This window comes from Sciscionella marina DSM 45152 (assembly GCF_000379465.1).
GTDB classification, from domain to species: domain Bacteria; phylum Actinomycetota; class Actinomycetes; order Mycobacteriales; family Pseudonocardiaceae; genus Sciscionella; species Sciscionella marina.
Map to the genome: position 1 here is coordinate 493,996 of NZ_KB905380.1, position 19,303 is coordinate 513,298.

Genomic DNA, 19,303 nt, shown 5'->3' on the forward strand with positions numbered 1-19,303 from the left:
ACTCACGGACCGCACCTCGCTGACGCTCGGTTCGACCGCTCGCCCGGCTGCTGTGTCTTCTGGTTCGCTCGCAAGCTCGCTCACTGAGTTCCCCATTTCCGATACGGCTCGTATTCGATACGTTTCGTATCCTAACGGGCATCTCACAACCGGCAAGCGCGGGGCGAACCAGTGAACTCGCCGCTGTTTCGCAGCGTAATCCGGTAATGCGGCGGACCACGGTGGCGCCGCACACAGTGGCGGAATCGCCGAATTCAGCGCCCGATTCCGGACGGCTTCCGTTCCACCGCGGTTTTCCCGGAAGGCTCCCCGGCGAGCAGTTCGCGCAGATGCTCGGCCACCTTGTTGACATTCGGCGGATCGAGCACGGAAAGGTGGTGACCCGGTGTGGGCACGATCTCCAATTCCTCGCCGAGCACCTCGTCCCACCCCTTCGGCAGATCGTGCCGGTCGAAAATGGGGTCGCGGATCCCGTCCTCCTGCCGATCGGTGGCGCTGTAGAGCACCACCGGAGCGGACAGGTGCTGCGGGCGGAACCGTTGCAGCGCTTGCACATCCTCATACGAGGTGCGCTGGTGCCGGATGATCGCGGGCGCGACCTCGGCATTGATGAACCCGTGCGATTCGATGTGCTCGATGATCGCGTCCACCTGCTCGTCCTCGCCGAGCCGGGCGATCCACTCGTGCGGGATGTCGATCTCCATCCCGTAATTCGCCCGCAGCACATCGCGGAATCTGGCGAACCGCAGCTCGAGCATGCCCACCTCGTCGAGCCCTTCGGGCAGCGGGAGCGGAAGCAGCGTGTCGATCATCGCGACCAATTCGACCCGCTCCCCCTCGGCCGCCAGCCGAGCCGCGACCGCGTAGGCGAGCGCGCCGCCGAAGGACCAGCCGGCGAGCCGGTAGGGCCCATGCGGCTGGATCTCACGCAGCAGCGGCAGATACACCGCGACCCGGTCGGTGATGTCCGAGATCCCGTCCAGCCGGTCGAAGCCGTACACGGCCAGGTCCGGATCGAGCTGGTCGACCAGCTGCCGGTACACGAGCGTGTCCCCGCCTCCGGGGTGGAACAGGAAAAGCGGTTGACCGGATCCGGTTCCCGCGCGCAGCACCCGCACCGGCTGATCCGGGGTCTCCGGTTCCCGCACCAGCCCCGCGGCGCGCTCCACGGTCTCCGCCTCGCGCAGCGCGGCCACGGTGACCACGTGATCGCTTCGCCTGGTCAGCCGCTCGGCAATCTCCTCCATCGCGGCCTCATCGGCGACCTCGGTCCAGCGCTGGGTCATGCCGATCTCGGTACCGAGCACCTCGGTGCCGACCGTCTCGAGCAGCCGTTCGGCCGCGTCCCGCGGAGGCACCAGCAGCGGCACTTCGCCAGGCGTGTCCGCGGCCTCGCCGAACACCGCCGCTCCGATCCAGTCCCGCACCTGCTCGATGCTGGCCCCGCGCAGCAGCAGCGAAGGCGGCAGCAGCGCACCGGTGTCGTGCTGCACGCTGTTCCGGATCCGCACCGCGACAAGGGAATCCACCCCGATGCTCGGCAGCGGGGCCCGGGTGTCGAGCGCCTCACCCGCCACGCCGAGAATGTCGGCCACCCGGTCGAGCAGGCGCGCGGCGAGCAGTTCCCGTGCTCGTTGCGGTTCGAGCGAACGCAAGGCCGCCACGCCCGGCCAGTCGCCCTCGCCGGTCCGCTGCCCGGCGAGCCGTTCCAGGAAGGGCCGCTCGGCCACGTAGTCGGGCAGCTTGTCGAGATGTTCCTCGAGCGGGCGGTTCACCCCGATCGCGGTGACATCGGCGGCCAACGCGGCCTCGAGGGCTTCGATGTTCTCGACCGGATCCGTGGTGCCGATATCGCCGAGCACCGATCCGTCCCGGACCGCTCCGGCCTTGGCCCACACACCCCAGTTCACCGTCGTCCCGGGCAGCCCGAGCGCCCTGCGGTGCGCCACGATCGCATCCAGGCAGGCGTTCGCCGGTGAATAGGCAGCGTGCCCGGGGAAACTGAGCACGCCCATCATCGAGGAGAACCCGGCCCAGAAGTCCAGGTCGTGTGCCCTGCTCGCCAGATGCAACCGCCACGCCCCGGCCACCTTCGGCAGCCAGACCCTGGCGAGTAGTTCCGCGTCCGCACGCAGCGCGACCCGGTCGTCGATCACCGCGGCACCGTGCAGGATCCCGCGCAGCGGAACCGAACCCTCGACCGCGGCGGACACCAGCCGCTCGGCGACCCCTTCCTCGGCGATGTCCCCGGTCTCCACCAGGATCTCGGTGCCCTTGGCCGCCAGTTCCTCGATCACTTGGCGCGCCTCGGGTTTCGGCTCCGAGCGTCCATTGAGGACGATCCGCGCGGCGCCCGCATCGGCGAGCCATCCGGCCAGCACGAGCCCGATCCCGCCGAGACCGCCGGTGACCACATAGGCGCCGTCCGGGCGGACCACGCTCGCCCGCTCCGGCTCCACCTCCAGCTCGGCGCGGGTAAGCCGCGCCACATAACGGTTCCCGGACCGCCAGGCGACCTCGTCCTCGCCCGTGTCCGCGGCCAGTTCCGCGGCAACCGTCGCATAGTCCCCGGTGTCCTCGATGTCCAGCCAGCTCGCGCGCAGTTCCGGGTGTTCGTAGGCGAGCAGCCGCACGCTCGCGCGTACCGCCGCGGCCACCGGATCGACCGGATCCCCGTCGCGCACCGCGGCGGCCCGGGTGGTCAGCAGCACCAGTCTGGTGTGCGCGGCGCCCGCGGTCACCAGGGTGCGCACCAGCTCGTAGAGCCGGTCGTACCACACGTGCCCTCCGGTGACCTCCATCCCGCGCGGGGCGCAGAGAATCACCGTATCCGGCAAGGGATCCACGGTCTCGGCGACGGTATATCCCGCCTGCCGCAGCGCTTCATGCAGCTCCGGTGCGCCGTCCAGCACGGCGACCGTTCCCGTGGCGGACGCGTCCTCGAGGGGCTGCTGTTCCCATTCGAGGCGGTAGAGCTTGTCCGCGAGGGCGAGCGGGAGATCCTGTTCTCCCCGGCGCACCCCGCGCAGCTCGCACAGTACCGAATCGGCCTCGTCGAGCAGCACGCTGTCCGTCCCGTCCCCGCGCAGCTGCACGGCCGCGGCGGGATCCCCGTACAGCCGCACGGAGGCCACCTCGGTCGCCGCGCCGAGCACTTCGCTGAGCACATCGGGCGCGCACAGCCAGCCGCTCGCGCGCTCCTCGAGTTCGAGCGGGCGCTCCGAACCCTCCACTGTGGAGGGGTCGGTGCCCGCGGGCCGGAGCACGAGCCGCGCGTGGGTGCGCGCGGGCGCCCCTCCGACCCGCGAGGTGATCGTCAGGACCGCCGAGTTCCCGGACCGTTCCGCGAGGGTGCACACCCGCGCCTGGTCACCAAGCGGCAGCGCGCGCAGCAGCCGCAGCTCCTCGATCGCCACCGGGCGGTCACCGAACAGCGGCGCCGCGGCCGCGCGGGCCATCTCCACGTATTCGGCCGCGCCGAGGTGGGTGCCCAGCCACGGCAGCTGTTCTGCCTCGGGAAGCCGTTCCCGTTGCCACACATGGGTTTTCCCGTCCGGCATCCGGACATGGGTGCCCAGCAGCCGGTGCCCGCCGCCCGCCTCGGGTTCGCGGACCCAGTGCGAGCGCCGCCGCCACGGCGGAAGCGGGAGCTGTACGATCCGCCCTTCCGCGGTAGCCGCGCCGAACCCGGCCAGCTGCGCGGCGGCCAGCTCGGTGTGGAACCGCAGGCGCACCGGCTCCTCCCTGCGCAGGCTGTCGAGCACCGTCGCGCCACGGTTGCCCGCATCGGCGAGCACATCCGCGGTAGCCCCGGCCAGCACCGGATGCGGGGAGATCTCCACGAACACGTCGAACCCATCGGCCGCGGCCGCCTCGACCGCCGCGGCGAACCGCACCGGTTCGCGCAGGTTGTGCCCCCAGTATTCCGCGTCGAAGCTCCGTGCGGCCCGCGGATCGGTACCGACGGTGTGATAGCACGGGACCTCCGGCTCGGCGACCGTGATCCCGGCCAGCCCGGTGCGCAGTTCACCGAGGAAGGGATCCAGCACCGGTGAATGGGCCGGGGCGGTCACCTTGACCAGTTTCGCCGACACCCCAAGGGATTCCGCCTTCGCGACCATCCGGTGCACGGCCTCGGTCGCCCCGGAGATCACCGTGCTCGAGCGGGAGTTGATCGCCGCGATCCCGGCCTCCGGTTCGGCGCCGAGCAGTTCCTCGACCGAGGCCTGGGGCAGCGCGATACTCGCCATGGTGCCGAATTCGGTGACCGAGTCCAGGATCCGCGAACGCGCGGCGATGACCTTGACCGCGTCCGGAAGTTCGAGCGCCCCGCACACCACGGCCGCGGCCACCTCGCCCATCGAGTGCCCGAGCACCGCGGCGGGGGCCTGTCCGTACGAGCGCCACAGCGCGGCGAGGCCGAGCTGCATCGCGAACAGCACCGGCTGCACGCGAGCCATGCTCACCGGCTCCTGGTCCGCGGTGATCAGTTCGCGGACCGAGAACCCGCATTCCGCGGCCACCAAGGGTTCCAGCTCATCGATGACAGCGGCGAACGCGGGCTCGGTGGCCAGCAGCTCGGTGCCCATCCCCGCCCACTGGGAACCCTGGCCGGAGAACACCCACACCGGCCCGTTCGCCCGGGCGCGGCGACCTTCGACGAGCGCGGCCGAGGATGCCGGTTCCCGCCCGGCGGCCAGTGCCCGCAGCCCCTCGGTCAGCCCCACCGCGTCCTCGGCGACCACGGCCCGGCGCACCGGACCGGAGAACCGCCGCGCACAGGTGTGGGCGAGATCGCCGGGGTCCCCGGAGCCCAGCCAGTCGGCCAAATCACCCGCGTACTCGGCCAGCCGCCCGGGGTCCGCCTCGCCGAGCAGCACCCGGTACGGGCCGGTGCGCTTCTCCCCCTCCGGAACCGGTTCCGCCTGCCGCACCACGATGTGCGCGTTCGTACCGCCGAATCCGAAACCGGAGACACCGGCGACGGCGGGCTCCGCGCGCCGCAGCGGAAACGGTTCGGCCGCCACGGTGAGCCCGAGGCCGGTGAAGTCGATATGCGGATTCGGCGCCGCATAGTTCAGCGAGGCGGGAAGTTCGCCGTGCTCCAGCGCGAGGACGGTCTTGATCACCCCGGCGATCCCGGCCGCGGCCTCGAGATGCCCGAAATTGCCCTTCACCGAGCCGATCCGGACCGGTTCGCGTTCTCCTCCACCGAGCACCGCACCGAGGGCACGGGCCTCGATCGGGTCACCGAGCAGCGTTCCCGTTCCGTGCGCCTCCACGAAGTCCACGCGGGCCGGATCGATCCCCGCATCGGCGTAGGCCGCGCGCAGCACGGCTTGCTGTGCCTCGACGTTCGGTGCGGTGAGCCCATTGGTACGGCCATCGGAGTTCACCGCGGAACCGGCGAGCACGGCGAGCACCCGGTCGCCGTCCGCGCGCGCATCGGCGAGGCGCTTGAGCACGAGCACCCCGGCCCCCTCGGCGCGCACGATACCGTCGGCGTCCGCGGAGAAGGGGCGGCAGCGCCCACTCCGCGAGCTCACCCCCAACTTGTCGAAGCTGGCCGTGACCGCGGGACCGAGCAGCAGGTTCGCGCCACCGGCGAGCGCGTGCCGGCAATCCCCGGCACGCAGCCCCCGGATCGCGTTGTGCACCGCGACGAGCGAGGAGGAACAGGCGGTGTCCACCGCCATGCTCGGCCCGCGCAGATCGAAGGCGTAGGAGAGCCGGTTCGCCGCGACCGCGAGCGAACCACCCGTGGCACACCAGGCATCAGCCGAGCGCGGATCGGCGAGCCCGCGGTGCGCGTACTCATTGCCGCTGATTCCGATGTACACCCCGGTTTCGGTGCCCCGCAGGACATCCGGGGACACCGCGGCGTGCCCCAGTGCCTCTCGCGCCACCTCGAGCAGCATCCGTTGTTGGGGATCCATCCGGCGCGCCTCGGCGGGACTGATCGCGAAGTACTCGGCGTCGAACTCGTCGATGCCGGTCAGGTAACCGCCCGCGGTGCTCGCCGCGTTCTCGTCGGCCCAGCGCCCGCGCGGGACGGTGGAAACCGCGTCGGTACCCGAACGCAACAGTTCCCAGAACGCCTCCGGACCGTTCGCCGCCCCGGGGAACCGGCAGCCGACTCCGATCACCGCGATCGCGTCATCCGCTTGCCCGGCAACGGTTTCCGGGACCGCGGGCGCTTCCCGACCGGTGCTCGGCGCACCGGTGAGCGCGGCGGCGAGCCCGGCGACGGTCGGGTGATCCCACAGCAGGGTGGCGGGAAGTTCGGCGCCGAGCAGCTGCTCGAGTTCGCCCGCGACACTGACCGCGTCCCGCGAGGAGAGTCCATGCTCGGCCATCGGCCGGTGCACGTCGATCTCCTCCGGATCGAGGAAACAGACCTCGGCGAGTTGTTCGATGAGCCAGTCGCGTAGTTCCGCTTCGGTCATGTCCCCGCCCGTCCGCTATTTTTCGGTTCGAATCATGTCGAGATACTGCTCGCGGTTCGCCGCGCGGGCGATCTTCCCGCTGGAGGTCCGGATGATCCCGCCGGTGGGAATCAGCCGCACATCACGCAGTTTCACGTCGTGCACCTGGGAAACGGCGCGCTTGACCGAACGGCTGAACTCCTTCTGGTCCACGGCGGCGAGATCGGTCCCCGGCCGCGCCTCGATCAGCACCACCGCGCCCTCGGTCTCCCCGTCGTCCACGCTGAACGCGGCGAGGTGCTGGCGCCGGATCACCTCGTGCGCCTGCTCCGCGGTCGCCTCGATGTCCTGCGGGTAGTGGTTCTTGCCGTCGATGATGATGAGGTCCTTCATCCGCCCGGTGATGAACAGCAGGTCGGCGTGGAACATCCCGAGGTCCCCGGTGCGCAGCCACGGCCCCTCCGGCAGCCCGTCCTCGTGCAGCACCCCGCGGAAGGTCGCCTCGGTGGCCTCCGGGGAATCCCAGTACGCCGAGGCCACATTGGCCCCGTAGACCCAGATCTCACCGACGGTTCCGTCCGGAACCACCTCGCCGGTCCCCCGGTCCACGATGCGCACCAGCTGACCGGCCGGTGTCCCCGCGGCGACCAGGGAAAGGGCATCCTCGGCGGTGGACTCCACGGCGCGGTTGTCGGCGAGCGCGGCCCGGTCGAAGCCGCGCACCACCGGGCCTTCCGAACCGGTGGTCGTGACATAGACGGTCGCCTCGGCGAGCCCGTAGGAGGGCCGGTGTGCCGAGCGGTCGAGCCCACACGGGCCGAATGCCTCGGCGAACCGGTCGATCGTGCCCGCGCGGATCGGCTCCGCCCCGTTGCGCATCGAATGCACCCGGGAAAGGTCGAGCCGCGCCCGGTCCTCCTCGGTGGTCTTCTTCACCAGCATGTCGAAGGCGAAATTGGGCCCGCCGGTGACCGCGTTCGGGAATTCGGCCAGCAGTTCGAGCCACCGCACGGGTTTGAGAATGAAGGCGAACGGCGTGGTGAACACCGCGTGCGCGCCGAGGTGCACCGGGAAGCAGATCTGCAGCACGAGCCCCATGTCATGGAACAACGGCAGCCAGCCGACACAGGTACTCGTGTCGTCCGCGGGGAAACCGGCCGCGCCCTGTGCGCAGTTGGTCGCCACCGCGCGGTGGGTGATCACCGCACCCGCCGGGGTCCGGGTGGAACCGGATGTGTACTGCAGATAGGCGGGTTCGTCCAGCCCGATCTCCGGGGCCTGGAAGTCCTTCCCGGATCCCTCGGTGATGCCGTCCACGGCGAGGATGTGCCCCGGAGCGGGTACCCCTTCCCCCGTGGCGAGCTCCTCGACGGCGTCCAGGCTCGCGGAGGAGGTCAGCCACAGTTTCGGCGCGCAGTTGTCCAGCGCGCCCACGAGCCGGTCCGCGTGCGCACCGAGCTCGGGCGCGAACAGCGGAACCGCGATCCGGCCGGCAAGCAGCGCCCCGAGAAACCCGGTGACATAGTCGTGATTCTGCGGAGCGAGCACCGCGACCCGGTCACCGGGCGCGGTGTGTTCGGTGACCGCCGCGGCCACATCCCGCACGCGGGCGACGAGCTGGCGCCAGGTGAGCGTGTGCCGTTCCCCCTGGCGATCGTTCGTGTAGTCCACGAAGGTCGAGGCGAGCCGATCCGATTCGGCCCGCTGCACCAGATCCTCGGTGATCGGGCGCGCCGCCTGAGTCAACCGCCCCTTGGCGAGCTCCGCCGTCGCGGCGACACCACTACTGACCGACATTTCTTCACCACCGACTTCATCAGGTCTCCGCAACCGCCGGAAGAATCGGCGCCGCGGTCAACTGCCCAAGTGTTCAGAATGCAAGTGAACTCGTTGTTATTATCTGTTGATCTCAACTACCGGATTCTTCATGACGTGTCGGGGTGGCCTCAGTTTTTCATTCCTCGGGCAAACAACTTTCTTGCGGAACGGCACGCCGGGGCGCACCGGCCGACGAGGTGGACCTACTCTCCAGTCACCCCGCAGAGTGAGCAAGACAGTATCACCCGATCGACTGGCCCGCCACACGAACGTGAACCGAGTTTCGCACTGGGCCACCACGCCCCACGAGGGTCTTATGGACCTGTTTTCGCTAGCTCGCGGACAGTCTGTCCCGCAGGAACGGCCAGGCCTTGCCCAGCTCACGCTGCCAGTACGGCCAGTCGTGGGTACCGGTCCCGATGCTTGCCGTATAGGAAATACCCAGCTTATCGAGGCGCCGTGTGAAGCTTCTGTTCGAAGAGGAGACCAGCCGCTCGACAAGTCCACTTCCCGGGAACACTGCGTCACCATTGGCCTTCCGACCATCGCCCCAGGCAAGATATAAGGCCGTCCCGCGAAACCGTTCGGCTTGCCGGAAAGGATCCCTACTCACCCATGCGGAGGAGTCGTCCCGCGGATTTCCGAACGGCGCGTGACCGGGCTCCCCCTGTCGGCGAAGCGTGAAACAAACGAACGCGGAGACAAAACGTTTCGTAATATGTGGCAAACCACTCAACGAGACCGCGGTGGTGAAAAGCGAAGGGTGATTCGCGGCATAAGCGAGCGCCCCGTATCCGCCCATCGAAATTCCGGCGACTGACCACTCCGGTGCGAGCGCGCATCCACCGAGCAACCGCCGCGGAACTTCGTCAAGATGAAAACGTTCCCATTCCGGCCTGCTCCCGCCATTGTCCGGGTGTGACCAATCGGTGTAGTAACCGACCACACCGGCCTCCGGGGCGACCAGGATCGCGTCGGTGTCCTCGGCAAGCTCGAGCAGGTTCGTCTTGTCCACCCAGCAGCGCGGATCGTCATCGCTGCCGTGCAGCAGATAGAGCACCGGCGTGGGGTAACCCGCATGCCAGTTCTTCGGGAAGACGAGCAGGCACTCGGCGCGGCGCCCGAGCGCGGCCGAGTCGAAGGAGCACAGCCGCACTCGTTCGTCCCCGTACTCGTCCTCGATCCGTACGCCCGAATCGAGAGCATGATCACGGAACGCACGCATCGCTTCCATGGCAATCTTCCTCTCTCGAGAGCATCACGCGATCGGGGGCCGTAGGATAACGCCCAGTCATGAGGGTTCGGTCACGAGGAGTCAGGTGAACACTACCGAGGTAGACGCGCCCCGGGTAGGGCAACGCCCATGGCTCGCGCTCGCCGCCACCGTGGTCGGTGCGATCATGGTCGGTCTCGACGGCACCGCCGTCACGATCGCGGCACCCTATGTCGCCCGGGATGTGCACGCCACCCTGCCCGAACTGGAGTTCATCGCGAACGCCTACCTGATCGCCCTCGCGGTCGGGCTGCTCCCGGCCGGGCGGGTCGCCGACCGGATCGGGCGGCGGACCACGTTCATGATCGGCGTGCTCGGCTTCGGGTTCAGCTCGGTAGGCATCGCCTTCTCCGGGAGCGTGACCGCGCTGATCGTGTTCCGCGCGATCCAGGGGCTCGCCGGCGCACTGCTGCAGCCCGCCGCGCTCGCCCTGCTGCGCACCGCCTTCGACGGGAAACGCCTCCCGCTCGCGCTCGGCGTGTGGAGCGGGGTGAACGCGCTCGCGATCGGGCTCGGCCCGGTGCTGGCCGGGGTGATCGTGGAGTACCTCGACTGGCCGGCCATCTTCCTGATCAACCTGCCGATCGGGATCATCGCGGCGGTCAGTGCCCTGTTCGCGGTCCAGGAATCGCACGCCCGCGATGCCACGGTGTTCAGCTCGCTGCGCACCCTGCTCACCCATCGCACGGTGCTCGTCACGGGCGCGGTGATCGCGCTGAGTTCGTTCGGCATCTTCGGGCTGCTGTTCATGCTCACCCTCTACCTGCAGAACGTGCTCGGCCTCTCGCCGATCGTCGCCGGGCTCTGGATCCTCGGCCCGACGGCGACCGTGGTGTTCTCCGCGCTGATCGGCGGGGCGCTCGGTGAACGATTCGGCCCACGCTGGCCGATGAGCGCCGGTCTGTTGTTCGTCGGCTGCGGCATCTTCGGCGTCGCCGGTGCCGGACAACCCGCCGGTTACTGGCAACTCGTGCTGCCTGCGCTCGGTGTCGGGATAGGCACCGGGCTGTGTGTGGTGCCCGCGACCAACGCCCTGCTCGCGGCCGCCGGGGAACGGCTCACCGGCATCGCATCGGCCGTGCAGCAGGCGGGCAGTCAGTTCGGCGGGCTGCTCGGGATCGCGCTACTCGGCACGGTGCTCTCCTCTACCGTCGCGGGTGCCGTGCCGGCGGGAACCACCGGCGTGGACGACATCGCGCAGGGCATGGTGCCGCACGGGGTGAGCGCGGATGTCGCGCACACGGCGTTCACCAGCGGGATGAACATCGCCCTGATCGCGGCCGCCGGGATCACCGTGCTCGGTGCGCTCGGGACCGCGCTGCTCGCGCGGCGCTGAGCTGCTCCGCGGTGTCCACATCGCGCGCTTCGTCCCCCCGCGCGGCGAGCGTGGTGACCGGGAGCCTCCCGATGGTGGAGCGCAGCGAGGCACCCGCGGGATGGTCCGGTATCCCGCTACGCAGATCCCCGGTGTGCCAGGCCCCGGCGAGCCATTGCGCCCGGTCCTCCCCGTCCCGCAGCACCACCCCGGCGGATCCCGGTTCCGCATCGAGCGCGGCCAGTAACCGCCGCACGGTCGAGGCGGTGAACGCGGGCAGATCGGCCGCGCACAGCACCAGTTTCCCGGGCACGGGCGCGGTCAGGGCCGCAAGACCGGCGGCAAGCGCGGCAACCGGACCCGATCCCGCGGGTTGTTCCCTTGTCCAGCCCACCCCGGTCACCTCGGAGCGGCGCGGGCCGACGACCACGCGCTGATCCGCCCCGTCCAGCGCGGCGAGCATCTGTTCGAGCAGGCTACGCGCACCGACCCGGAGCATCGGTTTGTCTACCCCGCCGAGCCTGCGCGCCGCCCCGCCGGCGAGCACGATCGCCGCGTACGAGTCAGAGAACCCGGGTGGCATACGGCATGATATCGCCGTAGCGCACCGAGGTGATGCGCACGCGCATGCCCGATTGCGGTGCCTCGATCATCTGCCCGTTGCCGATGTAGAGCGCCACGTGGTGGATGCCCGAACGGCCCCAGAACAGCATGTCGCCGGGCTGCTTCTGGGAAAGCGGCACATGGGTTCCCGCAGTGTACTGGTATCCGGAGTACGAGGACAGCGAGACCCCGGCCGCGGCGAAGGCGTAGGTCATCAGGCCCGAGCAGTCGAAGCCGGAGTGCATGTAGTCGCCGTAGGAGTCGGCGACCCCACCGTCGTGGATCCCGATGGTCGGGCCGCTGGCGTTACCGCCGCCCCAGGAGTACCGGATCCCGAGCGCCGATTTTGCCCTGGCGATCACCGCCGATGCCGAGCCACCGGTCGCGTGCGAGACATGCCCGCCACCGCCGCCACTGCTGTTGCCACCACCACCGCCCGAGGACGACGCGGCGGATTCGGCGGCCGCCTGCTGCGCGGCTTGCTCCTGCTCGGCCTGCTTGGCCGCGAGCCATTCGTTGTACTTCTTGCGCGCATCGGTGAGCCCGCCGATCTTCGCCTGCGCGTCGTTGAGCTGCTGCTCCAGCTCCTGCTTGCGCTGGGTGATCGACTGGGTCTTCTGCTGCTGGCCCTGCTGCGCGGTGATCGCTGCCTGCTTGGCGCTGTCCGCGGTGCTCTTGGCCTGTTCCGCGGTCGCCTGCTTGCGCTGGGCCTCGGCGAGCGCTGCCCGTGCCGTCGACTCCTTGTTCGCCTTCTCGGTGCGCGCCCGCTGCATCGTCTCGAGCGCGTTCAGCTTCGCCCCGCTCACCGCGTTGAGCAGGGAGGCACGCTCGAGGAATTCCTGCGGGTTCTTGGATCCGAGGTAGGCCGACATCGAACCGACCGTGCTGCCCTGTTCGTAGCTGCCCGCGGCGAACGCGTCCAGATCGGCCCGGGACTTTCGCACCTGCGCGTCCGCGGCGTCGACCTGGCCGCGCGCCGCCTGTGCCGACTGCTCGGCCTTGCTCGCTGCCTGCTGGGCGGACTCCATGTCCACCATTGCCTTCTTGGCCTGCTCCATCTTGAGCTCGACCTGGCTCTGCAGCTGATCGAGCTGTGACTCCGCCTGGGAAAGCTGATTGGTGATGGAACCGACCTCACCGGCGCGGTTGTTCACATCCGCGCGACCGGAGTCGATCTCGTTGTCGCTCGGATTCGGTGGCGGTGGCGGCACGGCCGCGACGACGCCACTGAACGTCATCACCGCGGCGAGCGTCAACGCACCCAGCACCCCTGTGCGACGCAGCGCCGACCCCCTCGTCGTGGCCCGATCCGCCACGTCCTTCACCTCCCGACCAGGCCGAGCGGCCCAGTTCTCCCAAGTGCACCACGCATCACGCTAGGCAACTGTGCCACCTGCTCCCCGGTTTGACCAGGTAACTCAGGAAAAACATGCTTATCAAGCGTCACAATTACCTCAACAGAAGCAACCTGAACCGGTCAAGGTTGCCGAGCGTAGATCAACTTCGGCGCACCGGGCCACGATCGTGCGGGCGGCCCCACCGTGAGTGGTTCAGGATGGGGCCGCCCGGCGTGGCGTCACACCTCAGCGCGGCTCGGGGAGCATCCGGGAGCCGACCGCGAAGATCAGGGACAGCACCGCGACCACGAGGACGAGGGTGGTGAACCCGGCGTGCATGCCGCTCGTACCGAAGGCATTGAGCACGGTGCCGAGCCCGGCCACGCCGATCGCGAGCGAGATCTGCTGCACCGTGGTCATCGTGCCGCCACCGGTGCCCGCCCGCGCGGTGGGCACATCGGCGAGCACCACCCGGAACAGTGGGCCCATGACCAGGCCGTTACCGGCACCGACCAGGGCGATCCACGGTGCGACCGCCGGAATCCCCACGTTCGGCCAGGCCAGGAACATCGTGGCGCCGAGCCCGATCAGCCCGGCCAGCTGCACCGTGATGCCGATCCGCATAACCCGCCCGCCGAACCGGTTCACCAGCCGCGGCGCGGACAGCGAGGCGGTCAGGAAGGCCAGCCCGAGCGGGACCAGCGCCAGCCCGCACTGCAGCGCGCTGAACCCGAGCCCCTGCTGGAGCGCGAACACGTAGCCGAAGGTGAACCCGCCCCAGCCGAGGAAGAACGGCACGCTGACCAGCAGCCCCCTGCGCAGCGAGTGCAGCCGGAGCAGCGAGGGAGCCAGCAGCGGCGCACCCCCGGAGTCCTCGATCCGCCGTTGCGTGCGGTAGAACGCCATCGCCGCGAACGGGACCGCGAGCAGCAGCGCGAAGATCCACAGCGGCCAGCCGAGCGACTGCCCCTCGAGCAACGGCACCATCAACAGCAGCACGGTCAGCCCGAGCAGCATGGTGCCGCGCAGATCCAGCCTGGACCGGACCTCGGAGCGGGTACCGGGCATCCAGCGTGCCGCCCCGATCAGCGCGAGGATCCCGATCGGCACGTTCACCAGGAAGATCGGCCGCCATCCGGAACCCGCGATGTCCGCGGCGACCAGTACCCCGCCGGCGAGCTGACCGACGACCGAGGCGATCCCTCCGGTGGCCCCGAACGCGCCGATCGCCTTGGCCCGCGCCGTACCCGTGGTCGCCGCGGTGATCGTGCCGAGTACCTGGGGAACCATCATCGCGGCCGAGGCGCCCTGGGCCACGCGCGCCGCGACGAGCACCGCGGGTGTCGGAGCGAGCCCGCAGGCCAGCGAGGTCAGCGTGAAGGCCGCCATGCCGATCAGGAACAGCCGTTTGCGGCCGATGTTGTCCCCGAGGCGGCCACCGAGGACGAGGAACAGTGCATAGGACAGGCCGTATCCGGCCACGATCAGTTCTTCAGAGGACCGGCTCATGTGCAGTTCGGCACCCATCGAGGGCAGCGCCACGTTGACGATGAACACGTCGACGATGGCGAGGAACTGGCCACCGAGCACGGTCAGCAGGCCGAGCAGCGGCAGGGTTCCCGGTGTTGCCGGCGCCCTGCGCGTCCCGATCCGGGGTTCGCTTGTGACGGTCATGGAACCACTCTGCGAGAGCTCGGAAACTGGTACCAGGAGCCCATCTATCCTGTTACTGGCACTACCTGGCACCAGCATCCGACAATAGGGCAGCATGGTGTTCATGGGCACCAAGGACGAGCACCGTCGCAAGGAACTGGGGGCCTTCCTGCGCAGCCGCCGTGAGCGCATCACCCCGGAACAGGTGGAACTGCCCACCTCGGGCAGGCGCCGCACCCCAGGACTGCGCCGCGAGGAGGTCGCGATGCTCGCCGGGGTGGGCGTGACCTGGTACACCTGGCTCGAACAGGGGCGGGACATCAACGTCTCGGCGCAGGTGCTCGACGCCATCGCGAACACCCTGCGGCTGGACCCGCACGAACGCGGCCACCTGCTCACCCTGGCCAACGCCCAGTTCGGCGCGACCGAGAAGAACTGCCAGAACCTGCCCGCGGCCACCCAGACGATCCTGGATCAGCTGCAGCCCTATCCGGCGTTCGTGCTCAATCCGCGCGCCGACATCCTGGCGTTCAACCGTGCCTACGACCGCTTGCTCACCCCGATCTCGGAACTGCCCGTCGAGGACCGCAACTCGGTGTGGCTGATGTTCACCTCCCCCGCCTACCGTGCGGGCTTGCCCGACTGGGGGGCCGCCTCGCGCAAGTCCGTGGGCCGGTTCCGCTCCGCGATGGCCAATCATGTCGGGGAACCGGGCTGGAAGGAGCTCGTCGCCCGGTTGAAGGCCGCCTCCCCGGAGTTCGCCGAGCTGTGGGAGTCCAATGAGGTGCTCGGCAACACCAACCTGTCCAAGGAAGTCATCAATCCGCAGGTGGGCAGGCTGCGCATCGACTACACCAACATGTGGCTCACCGACCGCGGCGGACCGCGGTTGATCACCTACACCCCGGCCGATGAGGAGACCCGGCTGCGCCTGTACCGGCTCGCCGAACTCGACCAGGTCCGCACCCCGGCTTGAGTCCAATACAGGACAAGCGTACTGTTAGGGCACAGTTGCCCCGGGCCTGCGCACGCGACTCGCGTGCGCCAGACTTGGGCACCGTTCCCGAATACGATCTGCGCTCGCCACAGGACATGGAGTTGGATGTGACAACACCCGCAAGCAAGGACAGCTTCGGCGCACGCGGCACGCTGACCGCGGGCGGCAAGGACTACGAGATCTTCCGCCTCTCGGCCGTCGAAGGGGCCGGGAAGCTGCCGTACAGCCTCAAGATCCTCACCGAGAACCTGTTGCGCACCGAGGACGGCAAGAACATCACCGCGGAACACATCCGCGCGCTCGGCAACTGGGACCCCAAGGCCGAACCGTCCACGGAGATCCAGTTCACCCCCGCCAGGGTGGTCATGCAGGACTTCACCGGCGTTCCCTGCGTCGTGGACCTGGCCACCATGCGCGAGGCGGTGCGCGACCTCGGCGGTGACCCGGACAAGATCAACCCGCTCGCCCCCGCCGAACTGGTCATCGACCACTCGGTGATCATCGACGTGTTCGGCCGCGCGGACGCCTTCGAGCGCAACGTGGAGTTCGAGTACGAGCGCAACCGCGAGCGTTACCAGTTCCTGCGCTGGGGCCAGGGTGCCTTCGACGAGTTCAAGGTCGTCCCCCCGGGCACCGGGATCGTGCACCAGGTCAACATCGAATACCTGGCCCGCACCGTGATGGCCCGCAACGGTCAGGCCTACCCGGACACGCTGGTCGGCACCGACTCGCACACCACCATGGTCAACGGCCTCGGCGTGCTCGGCTGGGGCGTCGGCGGGATCGAGGCCGAAGCGGCCATGCTCGGCCAGCCGGTCTCGATGCTCATCCCGAAGGTCGTCGGCTTCAAGCTCACCGGCGAGATCCCGGCCGGTTCCACCGCGACCGATGTGGTGCTGACCATCACCCAGATGCTGCGCAAGCAGGGCGTGGTCGGCAAGTTCGTGGAGTTCTACGGCGACGGCGTCGCCTCGGTCCCGCTCGCCAACCGCGCCACCATCGGCAACATGAGCCCGGAATTCGGCTCCACCGCGGCGATCTTCCCGATCGACGAGGAGACCGTCCGCTACCTGAAGCTGACCGGCCGCAGCGCGGAGCAGCTCGCGCTGGTCGAGGCCTACGCCAAGGAACAGGGCCTCTGGCACGACGCGGGGCACGAGGCGGAGTACTCCGAATACCTCGAGCTCGACCTGTCCACCGTGGTGCCCTCCATCGCCGGGCCGAAGCGCCCGCAGGACCGTATCGAGGTCACCGCGGCCAAGCAGTCCTTCCGCGGCACGCTGCCGGACTACGTCGCGGCCAACGGTGCCGTGGACGAGTCCGGGCGCGAGTCCTTCCCGGCCAGTGACGCGCCCGCGGTCAGCCACGACACCGCGGCCGACGCGCCGATCCTGCCGAGCGCCGCGGACCCGAGCGGCTCCCGCCCCTCGAACCCGGTCACCGTGCACAGCGAGGAGCGCGGCGACTTCGTGCTCGACCACGGCGCGGTGGTGATCGCCTCGATCACCTCCTGCACCAACACCTCCAACCCCTCGGTGATGCTCGGTGCCGCGCTGCTGGCCCGCAACGCCGTGGAGAAGGGGCTGTCCGTCAAGCCCTGGGTCAAGACCTCCATGGCGCCGGGTTCCCAGGTCGTCACCGACTACTACGAGAAGGCCGGGCTCTGGCCGTACCTGGAGAAGCTGGGCTACCACCTGGTCGGGTACGGCTGCACCACCTGCATCGGCAACTCGGGCCCGCTTCCGGAGGAGATCTCCGCCGCGGTCAACGAGAAGGATCTCTCGGTCGTCTCGGTGCTCTCCGGGAACCGGAACTTCGAGGGCCGCATCAACCCGGACGTGAAGATGAACTACCTGGCCTCGCCGCCGCTGGTCATCGCGTACGCGCTCGCCGGGACGATGGACTTCGACTTCGACTCCGACCCGCTCGGCACCGATGAGCAGGGCAAGCCGGTCTTCCTGGCCGACATCTGGCCGAGCCCGGCCGAGATCCAGGAGACCGTGGACTCCGCGATCAACCAGGAGATGTTCGCCAAGGACTACGCCGACGTGTTCGCCGGGGACGAGCGGTGGCGCTCGCTGCCCACCCCGGAGGGCAAGGTCTTCGAGTGGGACACCAAGTCCACCTACGTGCGCAAGCCCCCGTACTTCGAGGGCATGTCCGCCGAACCGGCCCCGGTGACCGATGTGTCCGGGGCGCGGGTGCTGGCGCTGCTCGGCGACTCGGTCACCACCGACCACATCTCCCCCGCCGGTGCGATCAAGGCGGACTCCCCCGCCGGGCGTTACCTGTCCGAGCACGGCATCGACCGCAAGGACTTCAACTCCTACGGATCGCGGCGCGGTAACCACGAGGTGATGATCCGGGGCACCTTCGCCAACATCCGGCTGCGCAACCTGCTGCTGGACGCGATCGTGGACGGCGGCGTACAGGGTGGGTACACCCGGGACTTCACCCAGGAGGGCGGACCGCAGGCGTTCATCTACGATGCCGCGCAGAACTACGCCGCGCGGGGCACCCCGCTCGTCGTGCTCGGTGGCAAGGAGTACGGCTCCGGTTCCTCGCGGGACTGGGCGGCCAAGGGCACCTCGCTGCTCGGGGTGCGCGCCGTGCTCGCCGAGTCCTTCGAGCGCATCCACCGCTCCAACCTGATCGGCATGGGCGTGGTCCCGCTGCAGTTCCCCGAAGGCGAATCGGCCTCCTCGCTCGGGCTGGACGGCACCGAGACCTTCGACATCGCCGGGATCACCGCGCTGAACGAGGGCACCACCCCGGCCACGGTGCACGTCACCGCCACCAGGGCCGACGGCGGCAAGACCGAGTTCGACGCGGTCGTGCGCATCGACACTCCCGGTGAGGCGGACTACTACCGCAATGGCGGGATTCTGCAGTACGTGCTGCGCAACCTGCTCGCCGGCTAGGCACGGCTCGTCCGAAGCCCCGGTACCCGTTCCGGCGGGTACCGGGGCTTTTCGCGTCAGCGGCCCCAGCCGAGCACGAGCAACACGAATCCGGTCCCGATGATCGCCAGGCGCAGGTAGTGCAGCCGATCCCAGCGGCGCAGCTGGGCACGCCAGTCCGCGGGCACCCGGCCCGGTTCCCATCCGGCGGCCCGGTTGTTGATCGGCACCAGCAGCGCCACCGAGAGCACGATGCTCAGCGCGAGCAGGATCGCGGCGGCGAGGCTCCACCGGGCGCCCTGGCCGCCCGGCTCGACGGCAGTGAGCAATACGGTGCACCCGGTCGCGGCGGCGTAGCCGAACGGCATCAGCCGTCCCATCCGGCGCGCACCGGCCACGCGGCCGAGCAAGGCGCTGTCCCCGGGCATCCGCGCCAGGATCGGGTGCACGACCGCCACGACAGACAGTTCCACTCCGACGAGCAGTCCGGTGCTGAGGACCGCGAGCACTCCGAGCGTCGTATGCATGCACCTGAGCCTGCCATTGCACCACCGGTTCCGACAGTACTGACAAATTTGTCAGCTACAATCGCCCGCATGGCGGTGATCCGGGACAAGGAAGCCGAATGCCCGATCGACGCGGCGCTTTCGGTGATCGGCGGCCGATGGAAGGGGACCATCCTGTGGCGGCTGGTGGACGGGCCGATGCGCACGGGCGAGCTGCGCCGGAGCATCCCGCGGATCACCGAACGCATGCTCATCCGGCACCTCAAGGAGCTCGTCGCGGACGGTGTCCTCGATCGGCACGATGCGCAGGAGGTGCCGCCGCACGTCTCCTACTCGATTTCGCGCTATGGCCGGACGCTCACCCCGGTCCTGCGCGAGCTGTGCTCCTGGGGCGAGGCCCATATGAAACGCGGCCCGGCTGAGCCCGGCGGTTGTGCACCTCCGCCCATCTGACATACCGTCAGTACGGTATGTCT

General features: G+C 69.3%; 11 protein-coding genes. 4 read left to right on the forward strand and 7 right to left on the reverse strand.

What is annotated here, in order from left to right:
• Positions 1-254: 254 nt before the first annotated feature.
• From A37U_RS42010 to A37U_RS0102310, 3 genes are all read right to left on the reverse strand, one after another.
• A complete protein-coding gene (locus A37U_RS42010; RefSeq protein WP_020494993.1) occupies positions 255-6,446 on the reverse strand; it encodes a type I polyketide synthase in 6,192 nt (2,063 codons plus the stop codon).
• Between the two features lie 15 nt (positions 6,447-6,461).
• Positions 6,462-8,222: a fatty acyl-AMP ligase gene (locus A37U_RS0102305; RefSeq protein ID WP_020494994.1), complete on the reverse strand. Its 1,761-nt coding sequence runs from the start codon at positions 8,220-8,222 to the stop codon at positions 6,462-6,464.
• Positions 8,223-8,574: 352 nt separating this feature from the next.
• A complete protein-coding gene (locus tag A37U_RS0102310; RefSeq protein WP_020494995.1) occupies positions 8,575-9,477 on the reverse strand; it encodes an alpha/beta hydrolase in 903 nt (300 codons plus the stop codon).
• Positions 9,478-9,562: 85 nt separating this feature from the next.
• On the opposite strand from A37U_RS0102310, the gene A37U_RS0102315 reads away from it, so the two are divergent.
• A complete protein-coding gene (locus A37U_RS0102315) occupies positions 9,563-10,852 on the forward strand; it encodes an MFS transporter (RefSeq protein WP_020494996.1) in 1,290 nt (429 codons plus the stop codon).
• On the opposite strand, the gene mobA is transcribed toward A37U_RS0102315, so the two are convergent.
• The 3 genes from mobA to A37U_RS0102330 form a co-directional block, all read right to left on the reverse strand.
• Positions 10,806-11,414: a molybdenum cofactor guanylyltransferase gene (mobA, locus tag A37U_RS0102320; RefSeq protein WP_020494997.1), complete on the reverse strand. Its 609-nt coding sequence runs from the start codon at positions 11,412-11,414 to the stop codon at positions 10,806-10,808. The genes A37U_RS0102315 and mobA overlap by 47 nt on opposite strands.
• Positions 11,395-12,750, reverse strand: coding sequence for an NlpC/P60 family protein (locus A37U_RS0102325; RefSeq protein WP_040586422.1), 1,356 nt, complete (start codon positions 12,748-12,750; stop codon positions 11,395-11,397). The genes mobA and A37U_RS0102325 overlap by 20 nt, the downstream gene beginning before the upstream one ends.
• 267 nt (positions 12,751-13,017) lie before the next feature.
• A complete protein-coding gene (locus A37U_RS0102330) occupies positions 13,018-14,445 on the reverse strand; it encodes an MFS transporter (protein WP_020494999.1) in 1,428 nt (475 codons plus the stop codon).
• 94 nt (positions 14,446-14,539) lie between these two features.
• Between A37U_RS0102330 and A37U_RS0102335 the strand changes: the two genes are divergently transcribed.
• Together A37U_RS0102335 and acnA are read left to right on the forward strand one after the other, a co-directional pair.
• Entirely contained in the window at positions 14,540-15,400 is an 861-nt protein-coding gene (locus tag A37U_RS0102335) for a helix-turn-helix transcriptional regulator (protein WP_020495000.1), read from the forward strand.
• 128 nt (positions 15,401-15,528) lie between these two features.
• Positions 15,529-18,342, forward strand: coding sequence for an aconitate hydratase AcnA (acnA, locus tag A37U_RS0102340; RefSeq protein ID WP_026196794.1), 2,814 nt, complete (start codon positions 15,529-15,531; stop codon positions 18,340-18,342).
• Between the two features lie 56 nt (positions 18,343-18,398).
• Here acnA and A37U_RS0102345 read toward each other — a convergent pair whose 3' ends face one another.
• Positions 18,399-18,848, reverse strand: a complete 450-nt coding sequence (locus A37U_RS0102345) for an anthrone oxygenase family protein (RefSeq protein WP_020495002.1) — start codon at positions 18,846-18,848, stop codon at positions 18,399-18,401.
• Positions 18,849-18,917: 69 nt separating this feature from the next.
• Here A37U_RS0102345 and A37U_RS42015 point away from each other — a divergent pair, with 69 nt between their 5' ends.
• Complete coding sequence (locus tag A37U_RS42015; protein WP_020495003.1) at positions 18,918-19,280, forward strand: winged helix-turn-helix transcriptional regulator; 363 nt, start codon at positions 18,918-18,920, stop codon at positions 19,278-19,280.
• Positions 19,281-19,303 lie beyond the last annotated feature (23 nt).